The following is a 14,352-nucleotide window of genomic DNA, read 5'->3' on the forward strand; positions in this document are numbered from 1 at the left end:
CCCGAAGTCGGAGTAGAAAGCTAGCGATGACCGAGATGCAGTACACGAAACTGGGGAGCACGGGTCTCGAAGTGTCGCGGCTCTGTCTGGGCTGTATGAACTTCGGGAGCGAACACGAGTGGATGATGAACGACGAGGAGGCCAGCCTCGATCTCATCGACCGGGCGCTGGAACTGGGCATCAACTTCCTCGACACTGCGAACGTCTACTCCCACGGCGAAAGCGAGGAGATCGTCGGCAAGGCCATCGAGGGGCGCAACCGCGACGAACTCGTGATCGCCACGAAGGTGTTCGGCGGGATGGGGGAGTACCCGAACGGGCAGGGACTCTCCCGGAAGCACATCCTCGATCAAGCGGAGGCCAGCCTCGACCGACTCGGAACGGACTACATCGACCTGTATCAGATCCACCGCTGGGACGAGACCACGCCGATCGATGAGACGCTCTCGGCGCTCGACCACCTCGTCGAGACGGGGAAGGTCCGCTACATCGGTGCGAGCACGATGGCGGGGTGGCAGTTCACGAAGGCGCTGTACCGAAGCGACATCGAGGACTACGAGCGCTTTACCTGCATGCAACCGGAGTACAACCTCGTGGACCGCCACGAGGAGGAGAACCTCCTGCCCGTGTGTGACGCGGAAGGCGTCGGCGTCATCCCGTGGTCGCCGCTTGGTGGCGGGTTCCTGACCGGGAAGTACCACCGTGACGAGGACGTTACCGAAGGGCGAGCGACGAGCGACGAGTACACCGAGGAGCGGTTCACCGACGAGAACTGGGCCGTGTTGGACGAGGTTCGTGCCATCGCCGAGGAAAAAGGCGTCTCGGCCGCGCAGGTCAGTCTCGCGTGGCTGCTCCACAAGCCCGTCGTGGATTCGCCCATCATCGGCCCACGAACGGAAGACCATTTGGTCGAGAACGTCGCGTCGCTCGACGTTTCGCTCTCGGACGAGGAACTGGAGCGACTCGAATCGCCGAAATCGCCGGTGTGGTCCCGCGAGATAGCCAATATCTGATATTTCTCCCGTCGAAATCCGATGGGATTCCGTTTTACCGGTCGAACGTCGGTCGTGCCCGTCACGAAATGGCCAATGACCGTCACGAAATGGCCAATGACCGTTACGGAATGGCCAAAGAACACCACGATAGGAATATAAAGGCGGGGGAGTGCCACTCCTCGTGTTACGTTTCGAAGGCGTTCGAACCCCCCACCGTCCCCCTTTTTCACGTAATTTCGACGATATATGATGATTATCGGCCATAAATAGTTTTAGTCATTCGAGATACAAGCAACACGAACGTGATACATCGTGTATAAAAAATCTAACAACGGCTGTAGTCAATCGCACCAAAGTTATAAATGGGGCAGTTCCGTCTTACAAAAGTATGGTGGGTGTTAACGACCATGATAGAGATCGCCGGCGGGACGGCGTCTCCCGGCGGACTTTCGTAAAGGCCGCCGGAGTCTCCGGAACCGCCGTCGGTCTCGCTGGCTGTATCGGCCAAGGGAAATCGGCCAACTCCAACGTCGTCAAATTTGCCGCCGATTCGGACGCGGCCGACCAGCAAAAGCCGATAAACGATGCGCTTCACGAAGCTGGTCTGTCGAAGGATATCCACGTCGAAATCCTTCCCGGTTCGAGCAACACCGACGTCCGTCAGGCCCAGTATCAACGGTGGCTCTCGGCGGATCTGGCCGAACCGGACATGTTGATGATGGACAGCGGTTGGGCGCTGACGTTCATCGCTCGGAGGCAGGTGATGAACCTCAGCGAAAACCTTCCGGAGGACCTGACGAAGAAAGTTAACAAGGACTACTTCCAGGCCAGCGTCCAAACGGCGAAATCCAACGACGACGACCTGTACGCGATACCGATCTTCCCGGATTTCCCGACGATGCTGTATCGAAAGGACCTCGTGAAGAAGGCAGGGTTCAGCCCCGACGAGGAGGACTGGGCGACGAACTCGATTTCGTGGAAGAAGTTTTCCAAGGTCGTCAAGAAGGTCAAAGACCAGAACGACCTCAAATACGGATACACGTTCCAAGCCAACATCTACGAAGGGCTCTCGTGCTGTGACTTCAACGAGTTCATGACTTCCTGGGGCGGGTCGTTTTTCGGCTCGCACGACAACCTGTTCGGTCCCATCGGCAAGCGACCGGTGACCGTCGACGAAAAACCGGTCCTCGATTCCATCAAGATGATTCGGACCTTCATCCACGGGTCGGGCGGTTCGGGGACGTTACAGGGCTACGAAGGAGGTATCGCCCCGACGGCCGTTCTCTCGTGGACCGAGGACACGTCGATGGCTCCGTTCACCAACGAGCAAGCGGTCGCACACCGCAACTGGCCGTACGCTATCGTCACCAACGGGGCGGACGACGTGTTCGGCAAGGACCTCGGCGTCATGCCGATTCCGTACGGCGTCAAGCCGGACGAGGCGAAGTACAAGGGAACCGGCGGCCCCGCTGCCGCCCTCGGTGGCTGGCATATGGTCGTCAACCCGAACACCCCGAAACAAAAGCAGACTTTCGAGGTCATTCGGGCGATGATGCAACCGTCGGTCAAGTTGAAGATGTTCCAAATCCTCGGGTGGATTCCGCCGGAGCCACAACTGCTCAAATCGAAGCAGGCGAAGCAGGTTCCCGTCATCGGAAGATACGTGAATCAGCTCCGCATCGCCGGACAGAATGCGGTTCCACGACCGGTCACGGCGGTCTGGCCACAGGAATCGGGAAAGATCGCTCAACAGGTGCACGCGGCGTACGCCAACGAGGCCTCGCCGGAATCCGCGATGTCCACCCTGAAAAGCCAGTTGAGTCAAATTGAAAACTACAACAAGTAATCATGGCAGCTGAAGAACCAACGGAACACGGATTGCGGGAGCAGCCACGATCCGGTGCCTATGCGGGCGCAGTTCGCTGGATAGAGAGCTTGAGCGAGACGCAGTTCGCCTACCTCCTCTTGATTCCCGCGTTGCTGTTGCTCGCCGTCATCGCGTTCTGGCCGCTCCTGCGTACGTTCGAGATGTCATTGCACGCAGACAGCATTCGCGGCGCGGCTCAACTCGGCGAGTTCGTCGGGTTCGAGAACTACGCGAACCTGCTGACGGGGAAACTCGATACGGTTGCCCTACCGCAACCGTTCATCGATCTCAGTTCACCGTTCAAAAGCGCCCTCATCGTCACGTTCATCTTCACCATCGTGAGCGTCATCTTCGAGACCATCGTCGGTTTCGGACAAGCGCTCGTGCTGGACCAGGATTTCCGTGGACGGCGCTGGGTTCGGGTGGCGATTATCCTCCCGTGGGCCGTTCCCATCGTCATCCAAGGGATGATCTTCTACCTGCTCTTCCAACCGGGAATCGGGTTCGGGGCGGATATCCTCCACAACTTGTTGGGCTACTCGACGACGCCGCTGGTCAACAGTCCCGAGGCGTTGTCGATCATCATCGTGGCCGACGTGTGGAAGACGACGGCGTTCATGGCCCTGCTCATCCTCGCCGGACTCCAGAGTATCGACCGGAGCCTCTACGACGTGGCGAAGGTCGCTGGCGCGTCGAGGTGGCAGCAGTTCAGGATGATCACCCTGCCGCTCGTCTTCCCGACCGTGATGGTCGCGATGTTGTTCCGCACCATCGCGGCGATGCGGATTTACGGGCTCATCCAGACCATGTCCGGGTGTACGACCGTTCCCTCGCTGTCCTGTCTCGTCGTCACGACGTTCAGCGTTCGGCGGTACGGGACGGCGTCCGCGATCGCGTTCGTCACGGCGGCCATCATCGGCATCGTCGTGACCGTGTACATCGTGAAATTCCGCGAGAGCGCAGGAGGGATCTAAATGGCGCAAGCCGATGAAACGACGGCCGATGGGGACCAGCCATCGGGGCTGATCAACCGGTGGGCGAAAGGGTCCATGCAGAATCCGGACAAGACCTACCGCGGGTTGTTCTACCTCGTCATGGTGTTCTTCCTGTTCACCACGCTGTTCCCGCTCTACTGGTTGCTCGTCATCGCGCTGACGCCGAGCAATCAAATCTCCGACATGGGGTTGACTCCGAAGGGATTCAATCCGCACGTGTTCGTGGAGATATTCCAGCGCTTACCGTTCCACGTCTTCATGTTCAACAGCTTCGTGCTCGCGCTGGTGACGACGATCATCGTGTTGGTGCTCGCGAGCCTCGCGGGCTACGTGTTCGGGAGACTCGACTTCCCCGGCCGTGGGCCGCTGATGTTGCTCATCCTCGCGATCTCGTACTTCCCACCGGCGGCGTTCCTCATCCCGCTGTTCCAACTGTTCACGGGGAACGTGAGCATTCTCGGGCTGAGTCCGCCGATGCTCTACAACACGCCGGGAGCGCTGTTGCTCCCGTTCAGCGCCCTGTTCATGCCGCTCTCGATATTCATCCTGACGACGTTCTACGCCCAAATCCCGGACGGGTTGGAGGACGCCGCACGGATCGAGGGTACCACGCGACTGGGCGCGCTGTTCCGCGTCATCATCCCGCTGTCGGCACCCGGCGTCGCCACGGCGGGCGTGCTAACGTTTATCAACGTGTACAACGAGTTCTTCTTCTCGTACCTGATGACGGACGGACAGGCGAAACACTGGGCACCACTTCTGTGGGGCATTCTGGGCTACCAGGGCCAGTACGCATCGTTCTACAACCTCATGGCGGCGGCGAGCATCGTGGGCATCCTGCCCATCGCAATCCTCGTCGTCATCGCGCAGGAGAAAATCGTCAGTGGACTCACCTCTGGCGCACTGAAGGAGTGATACACAATGGGTGAAGTTAACTTAGAACACGTTTCGAAACAGTACGATGATGTAACGGCAGTCGACGACATGAATCTGGAGATCAAGGACGGCGAGTTCATCACGCTCGTCGGCCCGTCCGGATGTGGGAAATCCACGACCCTAGAGACCATCGCCGGTCTCACGATTCCGACGGATGGGACGATTTCCATCGCCGGACGGGAGGTAACGACCCTCCCGCCGAAGGACCGTGGTATCGCCATGGTGTTCCAGAACATCGCGTTGTTCCCGCACATGGACGTGTACGACAACATCAGCTTCGGGCTTCGGCTCCGGAAGTACGATACGGACGAGGTGGACCGCCGGGTCGACCGGGCGGCCGAAATCGTCCAACTCGAAGGCATGCTCGACCGGATGCCGGACGAGATGTCCGGCGGCCAACGCCAGCGTGTCGCCATCGCGCGCGCCATCGTCCGTGATCCGGAAGTGTTCCTGATGGACGAGCCGCTGGCGAACCTCGACGCCAAACTGCGCGTTCACATGCGGACCGAACTCCAGCGGCTTCAGAAGGAACTCGACGCGACCATCATCTACGTCACGCACGACCAGGCGGAGGCGATGACGATGTCCGACCGCGTCGCGGTCATCAATCAGGGGGAACTCCAGCAGTTCGATCCCCCGCTCGTCTGTTACAACGAACCGAAGAACCTGTTCGTCGCTGGGTTCATCGGCTCGCCGAGCATGAACTTCGTCGAGGGAACGATAGACGCGAACGGGTTGGCGACGGAGGATTACCACGTCCAGTTCGACCCCGGCCAACTCAGCGGTGTCGCGCCGGACGACGAGGTGACGATGGGGGTCCGTCCCGAAGACGTGTACCTCCTCGACGATGCGGACGACGTGGCGAACCCCACGGATACCATCTCGGCCCGAACGGACGTGCTCGAACCGATGGGCGACGAGATATTCGTCTACTTGCTGACGGGCGGCGCGAGTTCGGAGGGGATGGACGCCGAAGCGGACGATTCCCACCAGCTCCTGATGAGCGTGGACCCCGACAAGGACATCGAGACCGACCAGGAAGTGGAGGTCATCCTCGACCGGGAACGCATCCATCTGTTCGATACGGAGACCGGCGACGCCATCGCGCACGGACTGGAGTTCGCCTCGGTCGGAACGGGGGCTACCGGTACGGAAGCGGAGGGGGACGACTGAGATGGTGACGGAACTCGGTTGGTTCTATCTGGGCGCGGGTACGTTCCTGTTCTTCTTCTGGGCGTACGGCATCGCGTCGTTCGTCTTCGACGTGAAGAACAAGATCATCCCCGGTATTCGAGGACTGCTCGCGGACCGGAAAGACAGAAAAGCGGAGGAAGAACGTGAGCGCGAACGCGAAGAAAAGAAACAGCAGTTGTATTGACGTGCGCCCGTTTACCCACCCGAGTTCGTCTCGACCACGGCAAAAACTGCCGAAGAATCCTTCCGTCACGGCGGAGTGGCACGACGAAAGGAAAAGAATAACACCGTCTCACCGGTGAGCGGTAACTATGAGTGCCAGTGAGCCGGTTCGAGTTGGGTTCGTCGGTCTCGGAAATATTGGACATTATCACGCCGACCGCGTCACTGACTTACGCCACGAAATCGTCGGTGGTGTCGATATCAACCCCGACGCGCGCGCCCGATTCGCCGAGAAATACGACACCCGCTCGTTCGAGAGCTACGAGGAACTGTACGAGTCGGACATCGACGCCGTCGTCGTCACGACGCCGAACAAATTCCACGAGGAGTACGCCATCTCCGCGCTCGATGCGGGGCTCGACGTTCTTTTGGAAAAGCCGCTCGCCCACACGCTGGAGAGCGCGGAGCGCATCGCGGAGGCGGCCCGCAACGCCGAGGGATTCTGTATGGTCGGCTTCCACAACCGCTTCCGGACCCCCGTCGAGGTCATCAAGGGCTATCAGGACGAGGGTCGTTTCGGGAAGACGCGCCACGTCGAAGCCAATTACATCCGACGCCGTGGCATCCCCGGCCGTGGCTCCTGGTTCACGAACCGCGACGTCGCCGGCGGCGGTGCCCTCATCGACATCGGCGTTCACGCCATCGACCTCGCGCTTCACCTCCACGACTTCCCGAACGTGAAGGAAGTCAGCGGCGAGGTTCGATCGCAGTTCGGTGACCGAGACGACTACACGTACCTCGAAATGTGGGGCGACGACACGGACTCGGGCGCGTTCACCGTCGATGACTCCGTGACCGCGTTCATCCGTTGTGAGGGCGGCAAGACCATCTCGCTCGAAGTCGCGTGGGCCGCGAACCGCTCGTCGAGCGAGGAGTACTTCGTCCGCGGCACCGACGCGGGCGCGAGCTTCGACAAGCACGACGACTCGCTCACCATCTACGAGACGAGCATGGTCGGGTCCGACCACTTCTCGGACACCAACGTCAAGACTCGTCAGGAGGACGCCCACAAAGCCGAACAGCGCGTCTTCTTCGAAGCGGTTCGGGACAACGTCGCACCGAAGATGAACACCATCGAACAGGCTCTCACGGTCCAGCGCGTCATCGACGCCGTCTACCGCTCGTCACAGGACGAGAAAGCAGTCCAGTTGGACTGAGTTATCGAACCCACCGAAGCCATTTTCCGTGTTGTTCGTAGGCGAGTAACCGTCGGTACTCCTCGCCGTCGAACCAATCGAGCGCGAAAGCTCCTTCCCACTCTTCCGCCGACGCGTGACCGGACAACCAGTGGAGCGGTCGTTCCTCCGCGGCAGTTTCGATCCGCGTCCGGAGTCGGTCCTGTGCCGTTTCCGGGAGTTGATATCGCATCTGCGTGTCGAACACGCAGACCGGAACGTCCGACGGAATCCCCGCGAGAACGTCGGGGAGTTCCTCGACCGCGTCCCCCTGTCGAAGTTCGAGCGGTTCCGACGCGCGACGTTCGTGGCCCCCCGGAGGAGTCGATGACGGTCCTCGTGTTCCGGCCAGACGAGCGCTCGAAGCCAACGAGCGTCCGTTTCGTCCCGCACGTCGAGCGGGTTCAGGTCGATGCCGATGCGGGAGGCGACTCGTGGAAACTCGTCCGGAAGCGGTGGGGACCGTTCGCTCCTGATTTCCGAATCGAGGATGCACTCGCCGGTGCCGTAGCGCCCCTCGTCGCCGTAATCGTAGACGTATCGGTCCCAACAGAGGTTGAGGCCGCCGCTGGGCCCGAGTTCGACTAGCGCGAGCGGTTCGCCGCCGACTTCGTTCGAAATGTGAGAAAACGCCGGAAAGAGCGCGGTACAGCGCCGAACCGCGTTCGTCTGCGTTCTACGATTTCGCAAGAGTGGTAGCAGTTCGTCCTCGTGTTCGGCGCAAAACTCTCGGAACGGGGGGAACGGGTCGGCAGTTTTGGGGTCGTCCGTGACGCTCGGATAGAAATCGGTCAGGGGGTGCGAGACGCCGCTGAGCAGGTGCCAGTGAACCGCGGCGAACAGAATGTTCGGCGTGCCGCGCTTCGGCGGGATTTCCTCGGCGAGCGAGAGCAGATACGGGTCGTCGGCGACGCCACGCGCCAGTTTCTCGTACAGGGGCGACGTTCCGACACACCAGTCTGCGAACCACTCGAACTCCTCGGCGAGACTCATATGGGAAACGATTGGAGACTCGGAGTGTAAGCGTTGCCACCAAAATTTTATTCTCGAACGGGGTAATCGTTCATAACATGGACATCGGCGTTCACACACCACCACTGTACGGCGAATCGCTCGAAGACGCGCTCGAATATCTGAACGACATCGGCGTGGACGCCATCGAACCCGGCGTCGGCGGCTTCCCCGGCGACACGCACCTTCCGCGCGACGAGTACCTGGGCGACGAGGACGCACAGGCGGAACTCCACGACCTGCTCGCCGAGCACGACATGCGCATCAGCGCGCTGGCGACGCACAACAACCCGATCCATCCGGACGACGAGACGGCCGAGGAGGCGGACACGGAACTCCGCGAGGCCATCGAACTCGCCGACCAGTTGGACGTCGGCACCGTCACCTGCTTCTCCGGCCTTCCTGCGGGGGGCCCGAACGACGAGTACCCGAACTGGATCACCGCGCCGTGGCCCACCGAGCACGCCGAGGCGCTCGAATACCAGTGGGAAGACGTGGCGATTCCGTACTGGCAGGAACTGGAGGCGTTCGCCGACGACCACGACGTCGACCTCGCCATCGAGATGCACCCGAACATGCTCGTCCACGAACCCGCCGGGATGCTCGAACTTCGCCAGGCGACGGGCGAGCGCGTCGGCGCGAACTTCGACCCCAGCCACCTCTACTGGCAGGGCATCGACGTTCCCGAGGCTATCCGCCTGCTCGGCGAACACGACGCCATCCACCACTTCCACGCCAAGGACACGAAGGTGTACGAGTCCCAGGCCCGCTACAAGGGCGTCCTCGACACCACGCCGTACACCGACGAAGCGGACCGCTCGTGGCTGTTCCGCTCGGTCGGCTACGGCCACGGTGAAGAACACTGGAAGGACATCGTGAGCGCCCTCCGCCTCGTGGAGTACGACGGCGCGCTCTCCATCGAACACGAGGACTCGCTCACCAGTTCCCGCGAAGGGTTGGAGAAGGCCGTCGAGTTGCTCCAGCGCGCCGTCTTCCGGACCACGCCCGGCGACGCCTACTGGGCGGAATAAGTCACGAAATCACAAATCCGCGACGAGCGGTTCGGGGTAGAGCGTCTCCTCTCCCTCGGAAAACACGGTCGGGGACAGCCAGACGCACTCGATTTCTTCGTCCAATTCTGCTTCGTAGCCCGAGAACTCGTCCTCCTCGTACGGCCACGACTCCGCGATGTTCGCTTGGTAGACGCGCCACACTTCGTGCTGTTTCTGTCCGTCGGTCGTGAACACCTCTTCGTACGTTCCGACCTCCCGAACGTTCGAGAGCGAGACGCCCAACTCCTCGTCGAACTCGCGGTGAAGGGCGTCCTCGCTGTGTTCGCCGAATTCGACGCCGCCGCCGAGCGGGTAGTAAAACGACTCGCCGTTCGGGTGGTAGTCGCGGGCGACGAGGAGTTCTTCGAGGTGAGAGTTTTCGTCGTGGTGATTTTTACGGCGAACCAGACCGCGCGCCGAGACGCGGATGTGTCGTTCGGGCATGGGATTCGGTACGAGTGTTGGCTACGTGATGGGACTATCGGAAATCGGTTCTGATAGAATTCGTCTCGACGAGAGATGTCTGGTGGCCTTGTGAATGCAGTTACCGAGAACACTACCTCGAAAGCCCCCATCCGTTCGCGGTCCTCCGGAAGACGTTCCGGCTCACATTCGTTCGCGGGCTGCGACTTCCGTGGCCACACTCACGTTCGTTCGTGTGACGCTCGGCCAACATCTCTCATCCGCTCGCTCCTTCGTCGCTCACTACTTCGAGAGGGGTCGGCGAGATGACCACGGTAAACGCGAGTTCAGTCGGAACGAGTTCCGACAACGTCCCTCTCACTGCGTTCGCGGGACCAGGCGGCCCCTTTCATCCCACCCGACCGTAACGCCCCGCACCACACGCCTCCCCAACCGATTCGCTCCGGGAGAGCGTTGCCCTCCCGTGCTCCCGTTCGCACGCTCACGGGAACTCCACTCCTTCCAGTCGTTCCGCTCATCCACCGTCAGAGCTTCGCTCTGACGAGCCATTCGTTCGCTACCGCTCACGAAGACCTCGCACGATAGCCAGTCAGGTCCTCAGCCGACCGTTGGCTTCGGACCTGCTGGCCTGCGCGCCACCCGGCTGGACGGGCTACACGATACGAACCAACCGCACGGCGCGCGCGAAAAACGCGCGCGAGCGAATCGGTTGGGGAGGATGTGGCCCGGTGTGGGGCGGTTGCGGTGCTGTGTTTGGGTGTCCTCGTGAATGGAGTGAACGAGGGCTCGTCAGAGCTTTGCTCTGACGGTGGATTGAAAGGGGCCGTCCGCTCGCGCACCGTTTAGTCGCTGTGTAGGCTCTATCCACGCGAGCGGTGCTGAGAGCGTGGATATCCTGCACAGCGACCGCGAACGGACGGGGGCTTTCGAGGTCGTCTTCTCGGTAACTGCAATCACAAAACCATCAAAAACTCGTCGTAGCGAGCGTGGCGGGGGCTTTCGAGGCGGTCTGCTTCGCAGCAACTGTAATCACACACCCATCAAACACCGCTTTTCGTAGCGGACGGGATTTTCGAGGCCCCTCTCAGCAACTGCAATCGCAACGGAAGCAAAACCACGACTCTGAAATCGCTCTTCACTCAGTAGTGTCTTTCAGTACTATTCAGTAGAAAATAGTATTTTTCAGTATCTCGTTGATTTCACGATTTCACTCCTCCTCATTCCATCGTCCATCCTTGCCCTAGCCATCAAACACTAAGCCCCTTCCCGGACAATTGAAACCCGATCATGACACTGAAAATCGGTGTGTTGGGGTATCGATTCATGGGGAAGGCTCACGCCAACGCCATGGCCCGACTGCCAATGTTTTTCCCGGACGCGCCGGACATCGAACGCCACACGCTCATCGGCCGGAACGAGGAGGCGCTCGCGGAGGCCGCCGAGCGACTGGGATTCGAACACACGAGTACGGATTGGGAGGAAGTGATCGACGAGGTGGACGTTTTCTACAACCTCGGGCCGAACTTCGTCCACGCCGAACCGTCCATCGCGGCGCTGGAGGCGGGTGTACCCGTCCTCTGTGAGAAGCCGCTCGCGGCGAACCTGGCGAACGCGGAGCGGATGGCCGACGCCGCGGAAGCGGCAGGCGTGCCGACCGCGACGGCGTTCAACTACCGGTACATCCCGGCGATTCAGTACGCAAAGAATCTCATCGAGGACGGCGAACTCGGCGAGATTCACCAGTTCCGAGGGCGCTACCTACAGGATTGGCTGGTGGACCCCGACGCGCCGTGGTCGTGGCGCAACGACGAGGAACTGGCTGGTAGCGGCGCGCTCGGCGACCTCGGCGCGCACACCATCGACCTCGCGCGCTTCCTCGTCGGCGACGTGGAGCGCGTGTCGGGGCACCTCCGAACGTTCGTCGACGAGCGCCCGGTAGATAACGGAAGCGAGACCAAACCCGTCACGGTGGACGACGCCTACTCCGCGCAGGCCGAACTGGAAGGAAACGTCATGGCGACGTTCGAAGCCTCGCGGTTCGCCGACGGGCACAAGAACGACCACTCCATCGAGATTCACGGCTCGGAGGGCAGCCTGAAGTTCTCGCTCGAACGGCTCAACGAACTGGAGGTCCTGCGCGGCGACGACCGCGGCTACGAGACGATTCTCGTGACCGACGAGTCCGACCCGTACATCGACCACTGGTGGCCGCCGGGCCACGTCATCGGGTGGGAACACACGTTCGTCCACGAGAACTACGAGTTCCTCACAGCAGTGGAATCAGGAGAGGAGTACCGTCCGAACTTCGACGATGGGCTGGAGATTCAGAAGGTGCTGGACGCTATCGAGCGAAGCGACGAGAGCAGCGAGTGGGTCACCGTCGAATAGGATTCGTTTTCCAGTTCAGTACTCCCACGTTCCCTCGTCGGTGACGACGGAGCTAAGGAGGTTGGTCGGGGTCGCGTCGTAGGCCGGGTTGGCGACCGCGAAGCCCTCGGCCGGTTCCCGGATGACCTCGCTGCCGGAGCGGAAGTCGTTCTCGAAGCGGAACGCCTCGCCGACGATTTTCGCGCTGGACCCGACGGAAGTGACCGGGACTCCGACTTCGTTCGCGGTGGCGACGAGCGGGAAGGTCCCGACGCGGTTGTAGAGGGTTTCGTCCACGATGCAGTCCATGCCGGTGAACACGCGGTCACATTCGGGCAGGTAGTGACCGGCGGCGCTGTCGATGATGAGCGTCACGTCCACTTGGTCGATTTCGCCGAGTACGCGGGCGGTCTTCCGTCCGAGATAGCGCGGACGGGCTTCCATGACGTACACGTCGAGGTACGCGCCGTTCGCCACGGCCGTTTCGACGGCTTCCAGCACGGTGGAGGAGTAATCGTGGGTCAGCAGCGTCATGCCGTCCTTGAACAGCGGTGCGGCGTTCTCGGCGGCGCGGCGCTTGGCGGTCATGACCTGTTCGACGACGCTGTCGATGGCCGCTTGCATGTTCTCCTTTGCCTGTTCGACCGACTCGTTGTCCGACTCCGTGACCATCGTCACGATCGCACGCTGGGTCGTGACGAGCGACGCGTGGGAGGGATTCGCCCGACGGAGCACGCTGCTGTTGTGGTCGAGCGCACGCTCGAACTCCTCGACCGTCTCGAAATCGCGGTCGTTGAGGTCCGAGAGCGCCCTCGCTGCCTTGACCGCGACGGTCGAGGAGCTGTGTGTTTGCATCTCCTGTATCTCCTCGACTGTCTCGTCTATCATGACCTAACGAAGTTCGCCGGGCTACAAGATTGTTCTGGGTCTGCGGTTGGCGGTCGTTCCGGGTCTGCGACCGATGGTCGTTCCCGGCCTCGGTTTGACGACCGTCCCGAGTCGGGAGTGATCCCGTTCGGAGGGGGTTCGGACCGTCCCAGAACTGCGTTCGATTTCACCGCGCCCAAAGCTGACAACTGAATTGGGCGAACGGTTTACATTCGCCGGACGCTAACCGATTCCCATGACCGTTCCCGTTCGATACTACTGCCCTCACTGCGGTGCGATTGCGACGCTCGACCGGCGAGCCAATCTGGCCGACAAATCGGTGACTGCCGACCCGCTGGATGGATGGACGTACGCCAACGCCTACGACGACTTCGAGGACACGGACGGCGTCGAAATCGTCTGTGGTGCGAGCGAAACCGACGGCGATGGCTGCGGCGAACTGTACTACCTCAACTTCATCCGATACGAAAACGGGGAGGAACTCGACCCAGAGGTGCCGCTCCGTCCCGAAGACGCCCCGAACTTCGACTTTCGGACGTAGTGGATATTCGGACGTAGTGGATATTCGGACGTAGTGGATATTCGGACGTAGTGGATATTCGGACGTAGTGGATACGGGTCCCGCTCTCACTCGTGCACGTTGAGGTGAAACCCCCACTCGTACGTCCTCCCCACGACGGTGTACTCGTCCTCGAACCGATAGCTTCCCGACGGATAACAGGACTCCATCGCTTCGTGGGTCAGCACCGACCACTCGACGTGTGCCCCCTCGCCGGGGTCGAACCGCCGATTCTCGGTTGCAGTCCCACCGTAGGACAGCTTCGACCACCAACACCCGTCGTGGTGGTCCCCCGGATCGGCCTCGTACTTGAGAACGAGTTTCGAGCCATCGGCCGCGATGCCGAGGACGTCCGCGAACGGCGCGGGATAGCTGAATCGAAACGAACGGGGCTCGTCGCCCGTGTATTCGAACCGGACGCGGATTCGTGCCGGATGTTCCGCCGTGGGTTCGGAAAGTAGCTCCGCTGAGAGCGCGGCAGGGAACTTCTCGGGAACGGAGTCATTGTCGATCGTAAATCGGGATACCCCCCGTGTATCGTGAAGGATATTCCCCAAACAGCCCGCAGTCACACTCGTTCCCAACGTTCCCAGCAACGCTCGTCGTCGCATATGTCAACACTATTGTCATCCAGAGTATCAATATCTTTTGATTGGTGAAAGAAGTAT

Annotated in this window: 13 protein-coding genes and 1 pseudogene; 10 read left to right on the top strand and 4 right to left on the bottom strand. The window is 61.0% G+C overall.

Features of this window, described 5'->3' with window-relative positions; translation table 11 throughout:
• Nucleotides 1-26: 26 nt before the first annotated feature.
• The 7 genes from A4G99_RS15420 to A4G99_RS15450 all read left to right on the top strand — a co-directional run bounded on the left by A4G99_RS15420 (nt 27) and on the right by A4G99_RS15450 (nt 7,366).
• The gene (locus tag A4G99_RS15420; protein ID WP_066145496.1) at nt 27-1,013 is read left to right on the top strand and encodes an aldo/keto reductase; all 987 of its coding nucleotides are present in this window, start codon (nt 27-29) and stop codon (nt 1,011-1,013) included.
• A 370-nt stretch (nt 1,014-1,383) separates the two neighbouring features.
• Complete coding sequence (locus A4G99_RS15425) at nt 1,384-2,841, top strand: extracellular solute-binding protein (RefSeq protein ID WP_066145499.1); 1,458 nt, start codon at nt 1,384-1,386, stop codon at nt 2,839-2,841.
• A 2-nt stretch (nt 2,842-2,843) separates the two neighbouring features.
• On the top strand, nt 2,844-3,836 hold the full coding sequence (locus A4G99_RS15430; RefSeq protein ID WP_066145502.1) for a carbohydrate ABC transporter permease: 993 nt from the start codon (nt 2,844-2,846) through the stop codon (nt 3,834-3,836).
• The gene (locus tag A4G99_RS15435; RefSeq protein ID WP_066145505.1) at nt 3,837-4,772 is read left to right on the top strand and encodes a carbohydrate ABC transporter permease; all 936 of its coding nucleotides are present in this window, start codon (nt 3,837-3,839) and stop codon (nt 4,770-4,772) included.
• A 6-nt stretch (nt 4,773-4,778) separates the two neighbouring features.
• Nucleotides 4,779-5,966 (top strand): ABC transporter ATP-binding protein, encoded by a 1,188-nt coding sequence (locus A4G99_RS15440; RefSeq protein ID WP_066145507.1) that lies wholly within the window; start codon nt 4,779-4,781, stop codon nt 5,964-5,966.
• Nucleotide 5,967: 1 nt separating this feature from the next.
• Entirely contained in the window at nt 5,968-6,171 is a 204-nt protein-coding gene (locus A4G99_RS15445; RefSeq protein WP_066145511.1) for a hypothetical protein, read from the top strand.
• Nucleotides 6,172-6,298: 127 nt separating this feature from the next.
• Entirely contained in the window at nt 6,299-7,366 is a 1,068-nt protein-coding gene (locus A4G99_RS15450; protein WP_066145514.1) for a Gfo/Idh/MocA family protein, read from the top strand.
• Nucleotide 7,367: 1 nt separating this feature from the next.
• Here A4G99_RS15450 and A4G99_RS27380 read toward each other — a convergent pair.
• Nucleotides 7,368-8,377, bottom strand: a pseudogene (locus tag A4G99_RS27380) (DUF2332 domain-containing protein).
• Nucleotides 8,378-8,454: 77 nt separating this feature from the next.
• On the opposite strand from A4G99_RS27380, the gene A4G99_RS15460 reads away from it, so the two are divergent.
• The gene (locus tag A4G99_RS15460; protein WP_066145516.1) at nt 8,455-9,426 is read left to right on the top strand and encodes a sugar phosphate isomerase/epimerase; all 972 of its coding nucleotides are present in this window, start codon (nt 8,455-8,457) and stop codon (nt 9,424-9,426) included.
• Between the two features lie 9 nt (nt 9,427-9,435).
• On the opposite strand, the gene A4G99_RS15465 is transcribed toward A4G99_RS15460, so the two are convergent.
• Nucleotides 9,436-9,891 carry an NUDIX hydrolase gene (locus A4G99_RS15465; protein WP_066145517.1) on the bottom strand — a complete coding sequence of 152 codons (456 nt, stop codon included), beginning with the start codon at nt 9,889-9,891 and terminating at the stop codon, nt 9,436-9,438.
• 1,266 nt (nt 9,892-11,157) lie between these two features.
• On the opposite strand from A4G99_RS15465, the gene A4G99_RS15470 reads away from it, so the two are divergent.
• Nucleotides 11,158-12,258, top strand: a complete 1,101-nt coding sequence (locus tag A4G99_RS15470) for a Gfo/Idh/MocA family protein (protein ID WP_066145520.1) — start codon at nt 11,158-11,160, stop codon at nt 12,256-12,258.
• A gap of 15 nt (nt 12,259-12,273) precedes the next feature.
• Here A4G99_RS15470 and A4G99_RS15475 read toward each other — a convergent pair whose 3' ends face one another.
• A complete protein-coding gene (locus tag A4G99_RS15475; RefSeq protein ID WP_066145523.1) occupies nt 12,274-13,125 on the bottom strand; it encodes a translation initiation factor eIF-2B in 852 nt (283 codons plus the stop codon).
• A gap of 235 nt (nt 13,126-13,360) precedes the next feature.
• On the opposite strand from A4G99_RS15475, the gene A4G99_RS15480 reads away from it, so the two are divergent.
• A complete protein-coding gene (locus A4G99_RS15480) occupies nt 13,361-13,666 on the top strand; it encodes a hypothetical protein (protein ID WP_066145526.1) in 306 nt (101 codons plus the stop codon).
• An 86-nt stretch (nt 13,667-13,752) separates the two neighbouring features.
• Here the strand turns inward: A4G99_RS15480 and A4G99_RS15485 are convergent, their stop codons facing one another.
• Nucleotides 13,753-14,295: a hypothetical protein gene (locus tag A4G99_RS15485; RefSeq protein ID WP_066145529.1), complete on the bottom strand. Its 543-nt coding sequence runs from the start codon at nt 14,293-14,295 to the stop codon at nt 13,753-13,755.
• Nucleotides 14,296-14,352 lie beyond the last annotated feature (57 nt).

The organism is Haladaptatus sp. R4 (assembly GCF_001625445.1).
Taxonomy (GTDB): Archaea; Halobacteriota; Halobacteria; order Halobacteriales; family Haladaptataceae; genus Haladaptatus.